This window comes from Actinophytocola sp. (assembly GCF_035712165.1).
Taxonomy (GTDB): domain Bacteria; phylum Actinomycetota; class Actinomycetes; order Mycobacteriales; family Pseudonocardiaceae; genus DASYTH01.
Genome location: NZ_DASTBH010000574.1, coordinates 1 through 15,321 on the forward strand (window position 1 = coordinate 1; position 15,321 = coordinate 15,321).

Annotated in this window: 9 protein-coding genes; 6 read left to right on the top strand and 3 right to left on the bottom strand. The window is 72.5% G+C overall.

The window, feature by feature from the left end:
• The 4 genes from VFO68_RS33680 to VFO68_RS33695 form a co-directional block, all read left to right on the top strand.
• The coding region (locus VFO68_RS33680; protein ID WP_325162486.1) for an alkaline phosphatase D family protein at window positions 1-1,168 on the top strand (1,168 nt) is incomplete at its 5' end.
• Between the two features lie 278 nt (window positions 1,169-1,446).
• Window positions 1,447-2,994, top strand: coding sequence for a sialidase family protein (locus VFO68_RS33685; protein WP_325162487.1), 1,548 nt, complete (start codon window positions 1,447-1,449; stop codon window positions 2,992-2,994).
• 115 nt (window positions 2,995-3,109) lie between these two features.
• Window positions 3,110-3,460: a hypothetical protein gene (locus tag VFO68_RS33690; protein WP_325162488.1), complete on the top strand. Its 351-nt coding sequence runs from the start codon at window positions 3,110-3,112 to the stop codon at window positions 3,458-3,460.
• 60 nt (window positions 3,461-3,520) lie between these two features.
• Window positions 3,521-4,411, top strand: a complete 891-nt coding sequence (locus tag VFO68_RS33695; RefSeq protein ID WP_325162489.1) for a Ku protein — start codon at window positions 3,521-3,523, stop codon at window positions 4,409-4,411.
• A gap of 1 nt (window position 4,412) precedes the next feature.
• On the opposite strand, the gene VFO68_RS33700 is transcribed toward VFO68_RS33695, so the two are convergent.
• Genes VFO68_RS33700 through VFO68_RS33710 form a run of 3 tightly spaced genes read right to left on the bottom strand, consistent with a single transcriptional unit; the run spans window position 4,413 to window position 7,157 of the window.
• Window positions 4,413-5,213: an ABC transporter ATP-binding protein gene (locus VFO68_RS33700; protein WP_325162490.1), complete on the bottom strand. Its 801-nt coding sequence runs from the start codon at window positions 5,211-5,213 to the stop codon at window positions 4,413-4,415.
• Window positions 5,206-6,171, bottom strand: a complete 966-nt coding sequence (locus VFO68_RS33705) for a FecCD family ABC transporter permease (protein ID WP_325162491.1) — start codon at window positions 6,169-6,171, stop codon at window positions 5,206-5,208. Before VFO68_RS33705 ends, VFO68_RS33700 begins: the two co-directional genes overlap by 8 nt.
• On the bottom strand, window positions 6,171-7,157 hold the full coding sequence (locus VFO68_RS33710; RefSeq protein ID WP_325162492.1) for a FecCD family ABC transporter permease: 987 nt from the start codon (window positions 7,155-7,157) through the stop codon (window positions 6,171-6,173). Before VFO68_RS33710 ends, VFO68_RS33705 begins: the two co-directional genes overlap by 1 nt.
• Before the next feature lie 102 nt (window positions 7,158-7,259).
• Between VFO68_RS33710 and VFO68_RS33715 the strand changes: the two genes are divergently transcribed.
• Window positions 7,260-8,258 (top strand): iron-siderophore ABC transporter substrate-binding protein, encoded by a 999-nt coding sequence (locus tag VFO68_RS33715; RefSeq protein ID WP_325162493.1) that lies wholly within the window; start codon window positions 7,260-7,262, stop codon window positions 8,256-8,258.
• The coding region (locus tag VFO68_RS33720; protein ID WP_325162494.1) for a non-ribosomal peptide synthetase at window positions 8,255-15,321 on the top strand (7,067 nt) is incomplete at its 3' end. The genes VFO68_RS33715 and VFO68_RS33720, both read left to right, overlap by 4 nt.

Below are 15,321 nucleotides of genomic sequence, written 5' to 3' on the forward strand. Positions count from 1 at the left end.
CCCGAACCGGCTGCGGTTCGGCGTGGTGAGCTGCCAGGACCTGCAGAACGGTTACTGGCCTGGCTATCTCGGCGTGGCCGGCGAGGATCTCGACCTGATCCTGCACCTCGGCGACTACATCTACGAGGGCGATCCGAACAGCCGGTTCCCGGACCGGATGCACACCACGCCGCAGACGCCCGGCCTGGACCAGCTGCGCACGCTGGCCGACTACCGCGCCCGGCACGCGCAGTACAAGGGCGACCCGGCGCTGCGGGCCGCGCACCTCGCCTTCCCGTGGGTGACGGCCTGGGACGACCACGAGGTGGAGAACAACTACGCCGGGTTGGTCGACGAGGCGGAGGACACCGGCGCGCGGCACCAGACGCCCGAGGAGATGGCCGTGCAGCGCGCCGCGGCGTACCAGGCCTACTACGAGCACATGCCGATCCGGGCGCACTTCCGGCCGGGGCGGGCCGAGCTGCGCATCTTCCGGCGGTTCGACTTCGGCCGGCTGGCCCGGGTCAACGTGCTGGACACCCGGCAGTACCGCACCGACCAGCCCGGCGGGTTCCCCAGCGACCTCGGCCCGGAGCCGCCCGGCGCCGGCAACACCGCCGGCACGCTCACCGGCGCCGAGCAGGAACGCTGGCTCACCGAGGGGCTGACCGGTTCGCGCGCCCGGTGGAACGTGGTCGCCCAGCAGGTGATGATGAGCCGGACCCGGTTCCCGAACCCGGCCCAGGTGCCGCCCACCATCGTCAACCATGACCAGTGGGACGGCTACCAGCCGCAGCGGGAACGGTTGCTGCGCTTCGTCTCCGAGTCGCGGGTGGCCAACCCGGTGTTCCTGGCCGGCGACATCCATTCGACCTGGGTCAGCGAACTGAAGACCAACTTCGACGACCCGGCCGCGCCCAACGTGGCCGTCGAGTTCGTCGGAACGTCGATGAGCTCCGACTTCCCGGTGGCCTTCGACGCGCCGATCAAGCAGTTCAACCCGTTGCTCAACCCGCACGTGCGCTACTTCGACGGGCTCAAGCGCGGATACCTGCGCTGCGAGGTGAGCCGGGACTCCTGGCGCACCGACGTCCGGGTCGTGGACACCATCGAGGTGCGCGACGCCCCCACCCGCACCGACCGCTCCTTCGTCGTCGAGTCCGGCCGCCCGGTGATCCAGCCGGGCTGAGGATCATGCATTCGCCGGTGTGATCCCACAGGTTCAGGGAGTAGCGTCCGCTCCCGGGGTCCGCACCGCCAGAAGCGTTTCGACCTCGACAAAAGGACGCGGCAATGAGAAGGCGGATATTGGCGGCAGGCGCCGTCATCACGCTAACCGGAGCAATTCTCACGATCGCCGGAGCACCGTCACAAGCGGAGCCCCGGGGCAGGTTCGGATATGACGCCAAGCCCGGGCGACCGCAGTTGTCGGGGGTGGCCGATCCCGGTTTGCTGAACGGAACCGGGGTGACCGCGACGCCCGAAGTGGCCGCTCGCACCCGCGCCGTTCCCAGCGACGACGTCCAGGCCAACGGCGACAACAAGGCCGACCCGCGGGCGCAGTTCGGCAGCGGCTCGGGCCTGCCGGCCAACGAGACCGCCATCGCGATCAACCCGACCAACCCGCGCAACGTCATCGCCGCGTCCAACGACTACGAGCCGGCCGTGGACTCGACCATGGGTCTGTACGTGTCCTTCGACGGCGGCAAGACCTTCCCGTACACCCGGCACGCACGGCAGATCATCACGCCGCAGCGCAACATGTACGGCACCGGCGACCCGGTGGTCGTCTTCGACCGCGAGGGCGTTGCCTACGCGGTGTTCATCTCCTTCGGCCGGTCGAACTTCGACTCCTACATCGCGGTCAGCCGGTCCACCGACAGCGGGGTCACCTGGTCGGCGCCGGTGGACGGCGCGCCGCCGGCCGGTACCGAGATGACTCCGGGTGACGGCATCGTGGTGCACAACGGCGGCCCGGACGACGCGCAGTTCTTCCACGACAAGGAATGGGCGGTGGCCGGACCGCGGCCGCCGGGCGCAACGCTGGTTCCGGGCACCGACCAGGGCCACGTCAGCCCGGACCGGCTGTACGTGACCTGGACCGTGTTCGACAGTGACGTGGACGGCCTGGGCAACGTGGACTCGGCGATCCATGTGGCGTACTCGGACGACCAGGGCCGGCACTGGTCGGCGCCGCAGGAGATCTCCGGCAGCGCGCCGTTCTGCGACTTCCAGACCGGTGACCAGGACGGCGCCTGCGACGAGGACCAGTTCTCCGTGCCGGTGGTCGATCCGCGCACCGGCGCCGTGTACGTGGCGTTCGAGAACTTCAACGTCAACAGCACCGAGCGCAACCAGTACCTGGTGGTCCGGTCGGCCAACGGCGGCGCCACCTGGGATCCGCCGGTCAAGATCGCCGACGTGTTCGACGGTGCCGACAAGTACCCGGTGTGCGCAGGCCGGCAGACGCTCGACCTGATGTGCGCCCGCACCAACGCCGCGGGCAACATCGACATCGACCCCCGCACCGGGCGGCTCTACCTGGCCTTCTCCGACAACCGAAACGGCACGGCCGCCGACACCAACACCGACGTGTTCGTCAGCTCGTCCGGTGACGGCGGCCGGACCTGGAGCAGCCCGCTGAACATCACCCGGGAGTCGGTCGACGACCAGTGGTTCCCGTGGCTGTCGGTGGCCCCGGACGGGGTGGTCGCGGTGACCTACTTCGACCGGCGCTACGGCGGGCCGAAGCTGATCGACACGTCGCTGTCGGTGTCCACCAACACCGGCCGGACGTTCAACACCCGGCGGGTTTCCGAGCAGTCCTGGAACCCCGACCTGGCGTTCCGGCAGGGCACGTTCATCGGTGACTACAACGGGTTGGACACCAGCCGGGGCGTGGCGATCCCGTGCTGGACCGACGCCCGGTTCGCGGAACCGAACGTGGCCGGCAACAACCCGCCCAACCAGCAGTCCGACGTGATGGTCGACGCCGAGCCGATCCCGACCCGGTAGCCGCCTTGTGATGCGCAGGGTGGTCGTTGCCCGCCCCTGGCGGGCAGCGATCACCTTCGCCGTCGCCGGTGTGTCCTACCGGGCATGCCGGCGCGGCGGTGGCACCATGGCGGCCATGCCAGATCTTGGGATGTCCGTGTTCCCCGGAAGTGTTGTGGCGGCACATCTTCAGGCATCCGCCGCGAGTCTGGCCGACGGAACCGCCGCGCGCACGGCCGACGCGTGCGTCGGCACGGCGGGGGAGTTGGCCGCGATCGTCGACCATCTCGTCGCCGGTCAGCGCAGCCTGCGCGCCGCGCTTTCCCATCTGGCCGAATACACCCGGGACCACGGGCTGGATCCCGCATTGTTCGAGGTGCTCAGCGCGTCCGCGGCGGCGGCCGGCCATTCCGCCGACGCCATCGCCGAAAGCCGTCCCCTGCTTCAGGTAGTCCTGGATGTGACCGGACCGGAAACCCGGTTGTAGCTTTCGGATCTTGTGACCGGCCGTTACCGTGGGATCAGCAAGGTCTCGCGGAGGTGACCAATGCGCAGCATGTGGAAGGGCACGATCGGATACGGCCAGGCGGCCATTCCGGTCAAGGCCTACACGGCGACCGAGGAGCACGACATCGAGCTGCACCAGCTGCACTCGACCGACGGTGGCCGGATCCGGCAGAAGCGGGTCTGCGAGGTGGACGGCGAGGAGGTGCCGTTCACCGAGGTGGTGCGGGGCTACGAGATGCCGGCCGGGGACGTGGTCATGCTCACCGACGACGACCTTGCCACGTTGCCGCTGGCCACCACCCGCCTGATCGACGTGCGGGCGTTCGTGCCGGTCGACCAGATCGACCCGATCTGGTTCTCCAAGAGCTACTACCTGGAACCGGAGGCGGCCGGGATCAAGCCGTACGTGCTGCTCAGCGAGGCGTTGCAGCAGTCCGGCCGGGCGGCGGTGGTGAAGGTGGCGCTGCGGGCCAGGGAGAGCCTGGGCGTGCTGCGCGTGCGCGATCAGGTCATCGTGCTGACCACAATGCTGTGGCCGGACGAGATCCGCATCCCGGACTTCCCGTTCCTGCACGAGGACGTGGATCTGGTCGGCCCCGAGGTGCACGCCGCGGTGGAGGCCATCGAGCAGTTGTCCGGCGCATTCGTTCCGTCCCAGTACACCGACCGCTACCGCGAGGCGCTGGAGGACCTGATCGAGGCCAAGATCGAGGGACGGGAGATCGTCCGCCCGGTCGCCGCGGACGAGGACTCCACAGTGGCGGACCTGATCACCGCGTTGCAGGCCAGCGTCGACGCCGCGGTCGCCGCGCACGGCGAGTCGCCCAACGGCAAGGATGCCATCGCCAGGGCCCGGTCCGCGGCCCGCAAGGCCGCCGCGGCCAGCAAGGCCGCCAGCAAAGCGGCCAGCCGGACCAAGTCCTCGCGGTAGGTCAGCCAGGCTCGACCACGTGCCGGCCGACCGGCAGCACCAGGGGTGTTCCGGCGACCGGGTCCGCGATGACCCGGCAGCGCAGCCCGAACACCTCCTCGACCAGTTCCGCGGTGATCACCTCGGCCGGGCCGCCCTCGGCGACGATGCGCCCGGACCTCATCGCGATCATGTGGTCGGCGTAGCGACAGGCCTGGTTGAGGTCGTGCAGCACCATGACGACCGTGCGGCCCTCGCGGCGGTTCAGGTCGACGATCAGGTCCAGCACGTCGATCTGGTGGGCCAGGTCGAGATAGGTGGTCGGTTCGTCCAGCAACAGGATCGGGGTGCCCTGGGCGATGGCCATCGCGATCCAGGCGCGCTGGCGTTGGCCGCCGGACAACTCGTCGACCGGGCGCCGGGCCAGGTCGGTCAGCCCGGTCAGCCGGAGTGCCTCGGCCACCTCGTGCTCGTCGGTGGCCGACCACTGGTGCCACCACCGCTGGTGCGGGGCGCGGCCGCGGCCGACCAGATCGCCGACGGTCAACCCCTCCGGGGCGACCGGGCCCTGCGGCAGGATGCCGACCTGGGTGGCGACCTGCCGGGTCGGCATCTCATGGATGGACCGGCCGTCCAGGTGCACGCTGCCGGCGCGCGGGATGAGCAACCGGGCCAGCGCCCGCAGCAGGGTGGACTTGCCGGACGCGTTCGCGCCCACGATCACGCTGATCCGTCCATCCGGGACGGTCAGGTCGAGGTCGTCGACGACCACCATGTTGTTGTGGTAGGCCAACCGGACACCGGTGGCGCGCAGCTCAGGCATAGCGGTTCTTCCTGATCAGTAACCACATGAGGAACGGGGCGCCGAACACGCCGGTCACCACCCCGACCGGCAGCTGCACCTGCCGGGCGAGCAGGTCGGCGGCGAGCACGACGAGCGCACCGGTCAGCCCGGAGGCGAGCACCGGCGGCGCGGCGGCACCGGCGAGCCGGCGCGCAATCTGCGGCGAGGCGAGCGCGATGAACGCGATCGGTCCGGCCGCGGCGGTGGCGAACGCGACCAGACCGACGCCGGCCAGCAGCAGCACCAGCCGGGCCCGCTGCACCGGGGTGCCGAGCCCGGTGGCGATCTCGTCGCCGAGTTGCAGGGTGCGCAGCCAGCCGCCGAGCAGCAGCACCCCGGGAACGAGCACCGCCGCGCTGACCGCCAGCGCCGGGACGTCCTGCCAGGTGCTGTCGCCCAGGTTGCCGACCAGCCAGCCGACCGCCTGTTGTGCCTGGTACAGCTCGGCTTTGGTGAGCAGCCAGCTGGTCGTGCTGGTGCACACCCAGGTCACCCCGACGCCGACCAGGATGATCCGGTACCCGGTGGTGCCCTGGTTCCAGGCGAGCAGGTAGACCACCAGCGCCGCGAGCAGCCCGCCGGCCAGGCCCAGGCCGGCGGGGTCGATGCCGAGCACGATCCCGGCCACCACCGCGACCGCCGCCCCCGCCGAGATCCCGATCATGTCCGGGCTGGCCAGCGGATTTCGGGTGACCGTCTGGAAAACCGCGCCCGCGACCCCGAACGCCGCGCCGGCCAGCAACCCGACCAGTGCCCGCGGCAACCGCAGTTCGTTGACGGTGAGCAGCGCGAACCGGTCGCCGGACCCGGCCAGCGCCCGCACCACGTCGACCGGATCGACCCAGTGGGCGCCCATGGCCAGGCCCAGACAGAACGCGGCCGCCGTCGCCCCGGCCAGGCAGGCCGGGACGAGCAGCGGGCGAATCCGGGCGGGCACTACAACTCCGCCAGGCGGCGCCTGCGGACCAGGCCGATGAACACCGGCGCGCCGACGACCGCCACCACGACGCCGACGCCGACCTCGCCCGGGCGCGCCACCACCCGGCCGAGAATGTCCGCCGCCAGCAACAGAACCGGGGCGAGCAGCGCGGAGATCGGCAGCAGCCACCGGTGGTCCGGGCCGGTGACCACCCGCGCCAGATGCGGAACGACCAGCCCGACGAACACGATCGGCCCGACTGCGGCCACGGCGGCGGCGGTGAGCAGGGTGATCGACACCGCGGCACCCGCCCGCACCAGGCCGACCCGCCGGCCCAGCGCGGCGGCGACGTCGGTGCCGAGGGCCAGGCTGTTCAGCGCCGGTGCGACGGCCAGCGCGACCACGGCGCCGGCCAGTAGCACCGGGGCCAGGCGCCACACCACGCCGAAATCCGACCCGGCCAGCGAGCCGGCGTCCCAGAACCGGTAGCGGTTCAGCGCTTCCGGGTCGATCAGGGCGATGCCGCTGGTGAGCGAGGTGAGCAGGGCGGTGAGCGCGACGCCGGCCAGGGCGAGGGTGACCGGGGAGGCCGCGCCGCGCCCGGCGCCGCCGAGCAGGTAGACCACGACGCTGGCCAGCACCGCGCCGGCGAAGGCGAAGCCGATGTAGCCGTAGAACGTGCTCACGCCGACCACGGCGGCGGCCGCCACGATGCCGAACGCCGCGCCGGCACTGATCCCGAGCAGTCCGGGGTCGGCCAGCGGGTTGCGGGTCAGCGCCTGCATGACCGCTCCGGCCAGGCCCAGCGCAGCGCCGACGAGCAGACCGAGCACGGTGCGCGGAAGCCGGGCGCCCCACACGATTCCCTCGATGTCCGGGCCGCGGTCGCCGAACAGGGCGCCGAGCACGTCGCCCGGTGGCACGGCCCGGGCGCCGATCATCAGTGACAGCAGGCACAGCACGGCGAGCACGCCGAGGGTCGCCAGCAGCCTGGTCCGGATCACGGAGTCACCCTAGCCTGCCCTTACTTAGGCTAGGTAACCCTAACCAGACTGTGTTAGGTTGCCCTAACTTGATGTTCCGTTCGCACACTCGCCGAGGAGCCGATGTCCAAGCTCATTCCCGCTGTCCTGGTGGCCACCGCCCTGCTGGCCACGGCATGCGGCAGTTCCGAAACCCCGGCCGCGCCGCAGACGCAGGCCGGGCAGAACCAGGGCGCGTTCCCCGTGCGAGTGGAGCACAAGTACGGCACGACCGAGATCGCGAAGAAGGCCGAGCGGGTGGTCACCCTCGGGCTCAACGACCAGGACGCCGTGCTCGCCCTCGGCGTCCGGCCGGTCGGCGCGATCGACTGGTTCGGCGAGCGCCCGTACGGGCAGTGGCCGTGGACCAAGGAGCTGTGGGGGGACAAGCCTCCGGAGGTGGTCGGCAAGCGGGACGACTACGACGTCGAGAAGATCATCGACCTGAAGCCGGACCTGATCATCGGGTTGTACTCGGGGATGACCCGGGAGCAGTACGACACCCTGTCCAAGATCGCGCCGACCGTCGCGCAGCCCAAGGGTTACGAGGACTGGCTCGCGCCGTGGCAGGAGATGACCAAGCTCACCGGTCTGGCGCTCGGGATGCCGGCAAAGGTCGACGAGCTGATCGCCGGGATCGACGCCCGGTTCGCCACCGTGCGCAAGGAACACCCGGACTGGGCCGGAAAGTCCGTCGCCGTCGTGGACAGCTTCCAGCCCGGCCAGTACGCGATCTTCGCCCCCGGTGACCCGAAGGCCCAGTTCCTGACCGGCCTCGGTTTCAAGGTCTCCGACCGGATCACCAAGGAGGCCGGCACCCAGAACGCGCTCGAGGTCAGCTCCGAGCGGCTGGACCTGATCGACGTCGACCGCGTGGTCTTCCTCACCTCCGACCCGGCCGCCGAAGGCCGGATCAAGGCCGACCAGGTCTACCAGAGCCTGAAGGTGGCCAAGGACGGTCGCGCCCTGTTCGTCCCCTACGCGACCCCGCCCGTGGGCGCGGCGATCTCGTTCAACACCGTCCTGAGCATCCCGTACGCCATCGACCAGCTCGCCCCGCTGCTGGCCGCCGGTGCCCAGTGAGCCCACCGGCGAGCCTCCCGCTCACCAGGGCGCAGTCGGGTATCCGGCTCGCGCACCAGATCGATCCCACCGACACCACCTTCAACGTCGCCTGTTACGTGGAGATCCGCGGCGAGGTCGACCTCGCCCGGCTCGCCGCGGCGATCCGCCGGGCCAGCACCGAAGCCGAGTGCCTGCACGTCCGCGTCAGCGGCGAGGCTCAGGTCCGGGTGCCGGCGGAGGTCCCGGTCCCGGTGCTCGACCTCGATGAGCAGGCGGCGTCGCGCTACATGGACGCCGACCGGGTCCGGGTGTTCGACCTGGAGAACGGGCCGCTGTTCGGCCATGCGCTGATCAGGGTCGGGCGGGGGCGGGTGTTCTGGTACCAGCGGTATCACCACATCGCGATCGACGCCTACGGGGTGGCGCTGGTGGTCGGCCGGGTGGGCGGGCTGTACTCCGGGGATGAGGAGCCGGTCTCCTGGTCCCTGTCGACCTATGTGGACGGTGACCGGGAGTACGACGGCGGGCCTGACCGTGCCTACTGGGCGGGCCGGATGCGGGGGCGGGCGGATCCGGCCCGGCTGGTGGAGATCGGGGAGCGGCCGGCCGTCGCGTTGCGCCGGCAGCGGTTGCGGTTGCCGGCGGCGGGCCGGGGGATCGCCGGCGCGCGGCCGTCCCGGTTCGTGATCGCGGCGCTGGCCGCGTACCTGCACCGGTGGAGCGGGCAGCGCGATCTCGTCCTCGCCCTGCCGGTGAGTGCCCGCACCACGCCGCAACTGCGTGCGGTACCCGGCATGGTGTCCAACGTCCTGCCGCTGCGGATCACCGTGCACCCGGAGCACACCGCCACCGAACTCGTCACGCGGATCACCGCGGCGATCCGCGAGCTCGTCGCGCACGGCCGCTACCGGGGCGAGCAACTGGCCCGGGATCTCGGCGCGCCCGGCGGCCTGCGCGAACTGGTCGGGCCGACGGTCAACGTGATCGGGTTCGGCCGCGACATCCGGTTCGGCGACCACGACGCCACGTTCCACGAGCTGTGGACCGGTCCGGTCGACGACCTCGCCATCACCGTCGTCGAGCAGCCCGGCGGCCCGCCGCTGGTCGACTTCGTCGCCGACGCCGCGATGTGCGGCGACGACGAGCTGGCCGGCCACGTCCGGCGGTTCCGCGCGATGCTCGAGGCGCTGGCGGCCGAGCCGGATCGTCCACTCGGGACGGTCGAGCTGCTGACCGGCGCCGAACACCGGACGCTGCGCCGGTTCGGCGCCGAGGACCGCGAGGTCGACGAGCGCACCTGGCCGGCCGCGTTCGAGCGGCAGGCGCGCAGCACCCCGCGCGCCGTCGCCGTGGAGTGCGGCCCGGTCCGGCTCACCTACGCCGAGTTGGACGCGGCCGCCAACCGGCTCGCCCGGCTGTTGACCGGCCGGGGAGTGGGCCCGGAGGACGTGGTCGGCGTCGCGGTGCCCCGCTCGGTCGACCTGATCGTCGCCCTGCTCGGCGTTCTCAAGACCGGCGCCGCCTACCTGCCGCTGGACGAGAACCTCCCGCCGGAGCGGGTGTCGTACCTGGTCGCCGACGCCGGCGCCCGGCTGGTCGTCACCGCCGCCGACATCGCCGCCTCCCACGGGCAGAGCGGAGCCGACCTGGAAACCGGACCGATCGGTTTGGACTCCGCCGCCTATGTGATCTACACCTCCGGGTCCAGCGGCCGGCCGAAAGCCGTTGTGGTGACCCACGAAGGCATCGGCAGCCTGGTCGCCACCGCGGTCGACCGGCTGGGCGTGACCGCGGAGAGCCGCATCGCCCAGTTCGCCTCGGTCGGGTTCGACGTCGCGGTCTGGGACATCTGCATGGCGCTGTGCACCGGCGCGCGGCTGGTGTTGGTGCCGTCCGAACTTCGGGTCGCCGACGCGACCCTGACCGGGTACCTGACCGAGCATCGGGTGACCCACATGATCCTGCCGCCGGCCCTGGTCTCGGCGCTGCCGCCGGAGTGCGAGCTGCCGGCCGGGGCGGTGCTGGTCGTGGGAACCGAGGCGGTGCCGGCGGAGCTGGTGGCGCGCTGGTCGGACCGGTTGCGTGTGGTCGTGGCCTACGGGTTGACCGAGGCCACGGTCAACTCGACGCTGTGGCCGGCGCGGCCGGGCTGGACCGGGCCGGTGCCGATCGGCCGGCCGGACCCCAACACCCGGCTGCACGTCCTGGATTCGGCGCTGCGCCCGGTGGGGGTCGGCGTCGCCGGCGAGTTGTACGTGGCCGGCCGCGGTCTGGCCCGCGGCTATCGCGGCCAGGCGGGGCCGACCGCGCACCGGTTCGTCGCCGACCCGTTCGGCGCGCCCGGCGCCCGGATGTACCGCACCGGGGACCGGGTGCGCTGGCGCGCGGACGGAAACCTGGAGTTCCTCGGCCGGTCGGACAACCAGGTCAAGATCCGTGGTCACCGGGTCGAGCCCGCCGAGGTGGAGAGCGCGCTGCTGGCCCACCCGTCGGTCGCTCAGGCGGCCGTCCTGCTGCGCGACCGGCGCCTGGTCGCCTACCTGACCGGTGCCGGTGTCGACCCCGGCGCGGTGCGGTCCGACCTCGCCCGGCGCCTCCCGGAGTACCTGGTGCCCAGCGTCATCATGGTCCTGGACCAGCCACTGCCGTTGACCGCCAACGGAAAGCTGGACGTCCGCGCGCTGCCGGATCCAGAGTGGACGGTCGGGGACGACCGGCCGGCCACGGCCGCCGAACACGCCCTGGCCGCGGTGTTCGCCGAGGTGCTCGGCCTGCCCGAGGTCGGCGTCCAGGACAGCTTCTTCGAGCTCGGCGGCGACAGCATTCTGGCGATCCAGCTGGTCAACACGGCCCGCCGGCACGGGTTCACCTTCACCCCCCGCGACGTGTTCCGGCATCGCACCGTCGCCGCGCTGGCCACGCGCACCGGTCCGGCGCCGGTGGCGGTCTCCGATGACGGCACCGGAACCGTTGCGCCGACCCCGATCATCCGGTGGCTCGCGCGGCGCCGCGGTCCGGTCGAGCGATTCCACCAGTCGGTGCGCGTCCCGCTGCCGGCCGGGCTGGACCGGGACGGGCTTGTGAAGAGCCTGCAGGCCATCCTGGACCGGCACGACATGCTGCGGGCCCGGCTGCGGGAGGACTGGTCGCTGACGGTGCCCCCGGCCGGCACGGTGCGGGCCGAGGACCTGCTGGAGACCGGGGCCGGTGCGCCCTGGACCCGGCTCGACCCGCGCGCCGGGATCATGCTCCGCGCGGCCTGGGAACCCGCCGCGCACCGCCTGCACCTGGCCATCCACCATCTCGTGGTGGACGCGGTGTCCTGGCGGATCCTGTTGGGAGACCTGGAGCTGCTCTGGCGGGGCGGCGAGGCGCCGCCGGTCGCCACCTCCTTCCGCCGGTGGTCCGAACTGCTCGGTGCGGCCGACCGCGAGTCCGAACTGCCGCTGTGGCGCGCTCAGCTCGACGGCCCTGACCCGCTGCTCGGCGAGCGGCCGCTGGGCCCGGCGGACACCGTGGCGACCCAGCGGTCGGTCACCGTGCCGCTCCCGCCGGCCCGGTTCGAGGTGCTGTTGGCGGCGCTGGCCGTGGCGCTTGGCCGCTGGCGCACCGGGGGGCCGGTGCTGATCGATCTCGAGGGCCACGGCCGCGAGGAGCAGCTCGCGCCCGGCGTCGACCTGTCCCGCACGGTCGGCTGGTTCACCAGCATGTACCCGGTGCGCCTGGACCCCGGCACCGATGACCTCGGCACCGCCGTGCTCCGGGTGCGTGAGCAGCTGCGGGCCCTGCCGGACAACGGGATCGGCTTCGGGTTGCTCGCCGGCCGGCTCGACGCCCCGGCGCCGCAGGTGCTGTTCAACTACCTGGGCCGGCTGCCGGACGTGGAGTTCGACGCCGGCGCCGATCCCGACCAGCCGCTCGGGCACGTGCTGGAGATCAACGCCGATGCGCGGGCCGCGACCCTGTCCTGGGCCGGTGCGGTGCTGTCCGAGGAGTCGGTCCGGGACCTGGCCCGGCTCTGGCTCGCGGCGCTCGCCGAGCCGTGTGCCGAGGTGCTGCCGGCTTCCCCGCTGCAGCAAGGGTTCTTCTTCCACGCGCAGGCCGGCACCGACGTGTACCTGGTCCAGCAGGTGATCGAGCTGCGCGGCGCGGTGGACGCCGCCCGGCTGCGGCAGGCCGTGCAGGCGCTGGTGCGCCGGCATCCGCCGTTGCGGGCCGGGTTCCGGCAGTGGGACGACGGCCGGGTCGTGCAGGTCATCGCCGGCGAGGTGGCCGTGCCGTTCCGCGAGGTCACGGCCGGGCCCGTGGCCGGCATCGCGGAAGACGAACGATCGAAGCGGTTCGACCTGGCCGACCCGCCGCTGCTGCGCGCCGCGCTGGTGCGCGGCGGGCCGGACCAGAGCTGGCTGGTGCTGACGCTGCACCACATCGTCGCCGACGGCTGGTCGGTACCGGTCATGGTCAAGGAAATCCTTGCGCTGTATACGGATCCGGCCACCCTGAAGCCGGTCACGCCGTACCGGCAGTACACCGACTGGCTGGCCGGCCGGGACCTGGCCGCCGCCCGGCAGGCCTGGCGGACCGAACTGGCCGGCGTCGACGAACCCACCCGGCTGGCCCCGGAAACCGGCCGGCCGGGCCGCTCCGAGCGGATCCGGATCGAGCTGTCCGGGGCCGGCACCGCGAGCCTGCGGAACCTGGCCCGGGACCGGGACCTCACGGTCAGCACCGTGGTGCACGCCGCCTGGGGGCTGCTGCTCGGCCGGCTGACCGGCCGCGAGGACGTGGTGTTCGGCAGCACCGTCTCCGGCCGGGCCGCGCCGGTGCCCGGCATCGAGGCCATGGTGGGCCTGTTCGCCAACACCGTCCCGGTCCGGATGCGTTGGGGCGCCTGCGACTCCGTGGCGACGGTGCTGCACCGGCTGCACACCGCGCAGACCGCGCTGCTCGACCACCAGCACCTCGGTCTGGCCGAACTGCACCGCCTGGCCGGGGTGGACGAACTGTTCGACACGCTGGTCGTGTTCGAGAACTACCCGGTCGACCCGGCGTTGCGCGCCGGGGACGGCCCGCTCACCGTGGCCGGCGTCGAGTTCTTCGGCGAGGGCCACTACCCGCTCGCGGTGATCGTGCTGCCCGGTGACCGCCTCGTCCTCGAGCTCAGCTACGACACCACCCGCCTCGACCCCGACTACGTGCGACGGATCGCCCAGGCCCTCACCGACCTGCTGGACTCCGTTGCCGCGCAACCGGACCAGACCGTCGCCCGGCTGCCGGCGCCCGACTTCGCGTTGACCGGCCCGGTGCTGGACAACCCGCCCACGACCCTGCACGCGCTGTTCGAGGCGCAGGCCGCCCGCACCCCGGAAGCCACCGCGCTCATCGCCGGGCAGGAGCGGGTCAGCTACGCCGAACTGAACGCCCGCGCGGACGCGCTGGCCGCCACGCTGACCGGCGCCGTCGTGCCGGTCCAGCGGCACCGCTCGGTCGACGCCGTGGTCGCCATGCTCGCCGCGCTCAAGTCCGGTGCCGCCTACCTGCCCATCGATCCGGACCTTCCCGCCGACCGGGTGCGGCTGCTGCGCGCCGAGGCGCTGGCGGCGCCCGCGCCACCGGCCGACCCCGCCGCCCGGCCCGCATACCTGATCTACACCTCGGGCTCCACCGGCACACCCAAGGGCGTGCTGGTGCCGCACAGCGCGGTGCTCAACCAGATCCGCTGGCTCCAGCACGAGTTCCCGCTCACCCCCGGGGAACGGGTCCTGCACCAGATCTCGCCCGGCTTCGACCCTTCGGTGATCGAGGTGTTCTGGCCGCTGACCCAGGGTGCGACCGTGGTGGTGGCCCGCCCCGGCGGTCAGGGCGACCCGGCCTACCTGGCCGCGCTGCTCGCCGAGCACCGGATCACCACGATGGTGCTGGTGTCCAGCCTGCTCGCGGCGTTCCTCGACGCGCTGGCGGTCACCGGGAACCTGGACGCCGCCCGGTCGCTGCGCCGGGTGTTCAGCGGCGGTGACACGCTGCGCGCCGAGGTGGCGAGCCGGTGGCGAACGCTGCTCGGCGTGCCGCTGCACCACGTCTACGGTCCGACCGAGACCACCGTGCAGGTCTGCCGCTGGCCGGTGACCGGCGCGGAGCGGACCGTCCCGATCGGACATCCGGTCGCCAACACCCGGCTCTACGTGCTGGACCGCTACCTGCGTCCGGCGCCGGCCGGCGAGTTGTACGTCGCCGGTGCGCAACTGGCGCTGGGCTACCACAACCGGCCCGGCCTGACCGCCGGCCGGTTCGTCGCCGACCCGTTCGGCGCGCCGGGGGAGCGGATGTACCGCACCGGCGACCTGGTCCGGTTCGGCCCGGACGGCGCCCTGGTCTTCACCGGCCGCACCGACCAGCAACTCAAGATACGGGGCCACCGGGCCGAACCCGGCGAGATCGAGAGCCGGCTCGCGGCCCAGCCGGGCGTCGCGCGCGCCGCGGTGACCTATCGCGACCGCAGGCTGACCGGGTACGCCGTGCCCGCCCCGGGCCAGGTCCTCGATCCCGACGCCCTGCGCGCCGCACTCGCCGCCACGCTGCCGGCGGCCCTGGTGCCGGACACGGTGCTCGTCCTCGACGAACTGCCGTTGACCGCCAACGGAAAGCTGGACCGGGCCGCCCTTCCCGCCGCCGCCCCGGCTCCGGCGCCCGGCCCGGACGGCGGGCCGCTCAGCGCGATCTTCGCCGAGGTGCTCGGGGTCGCGGCGGTCGGCCCGGACGACGACTTCTTCCGGCTGGGCGGGGACAGCATCCTGTCCATCGCGGTCGCCAGCCGGGCCCGGCGGCTGGGCATCGAGATCAGCCCGCAGGACGTGTTCACCCACCGCACCCCGGCCGCGCTCGCCCGGGCCGGCGGCGCGGCGAACCCGGTCGTCGGCCCGCCGGATTCCGACGGAGTCGGCGATCGTCCCCCGCTCCCGGTCGTGCACCAGCTCCGCGAGCGCGGCGGTGCGATCGGCCGGTTCAACCTGTCCACGGTGGTTCCCGTGCCCGCCGCCACCGAATCCGTCGCACTGGCAGCGATACAGGCCGTCATCGACCA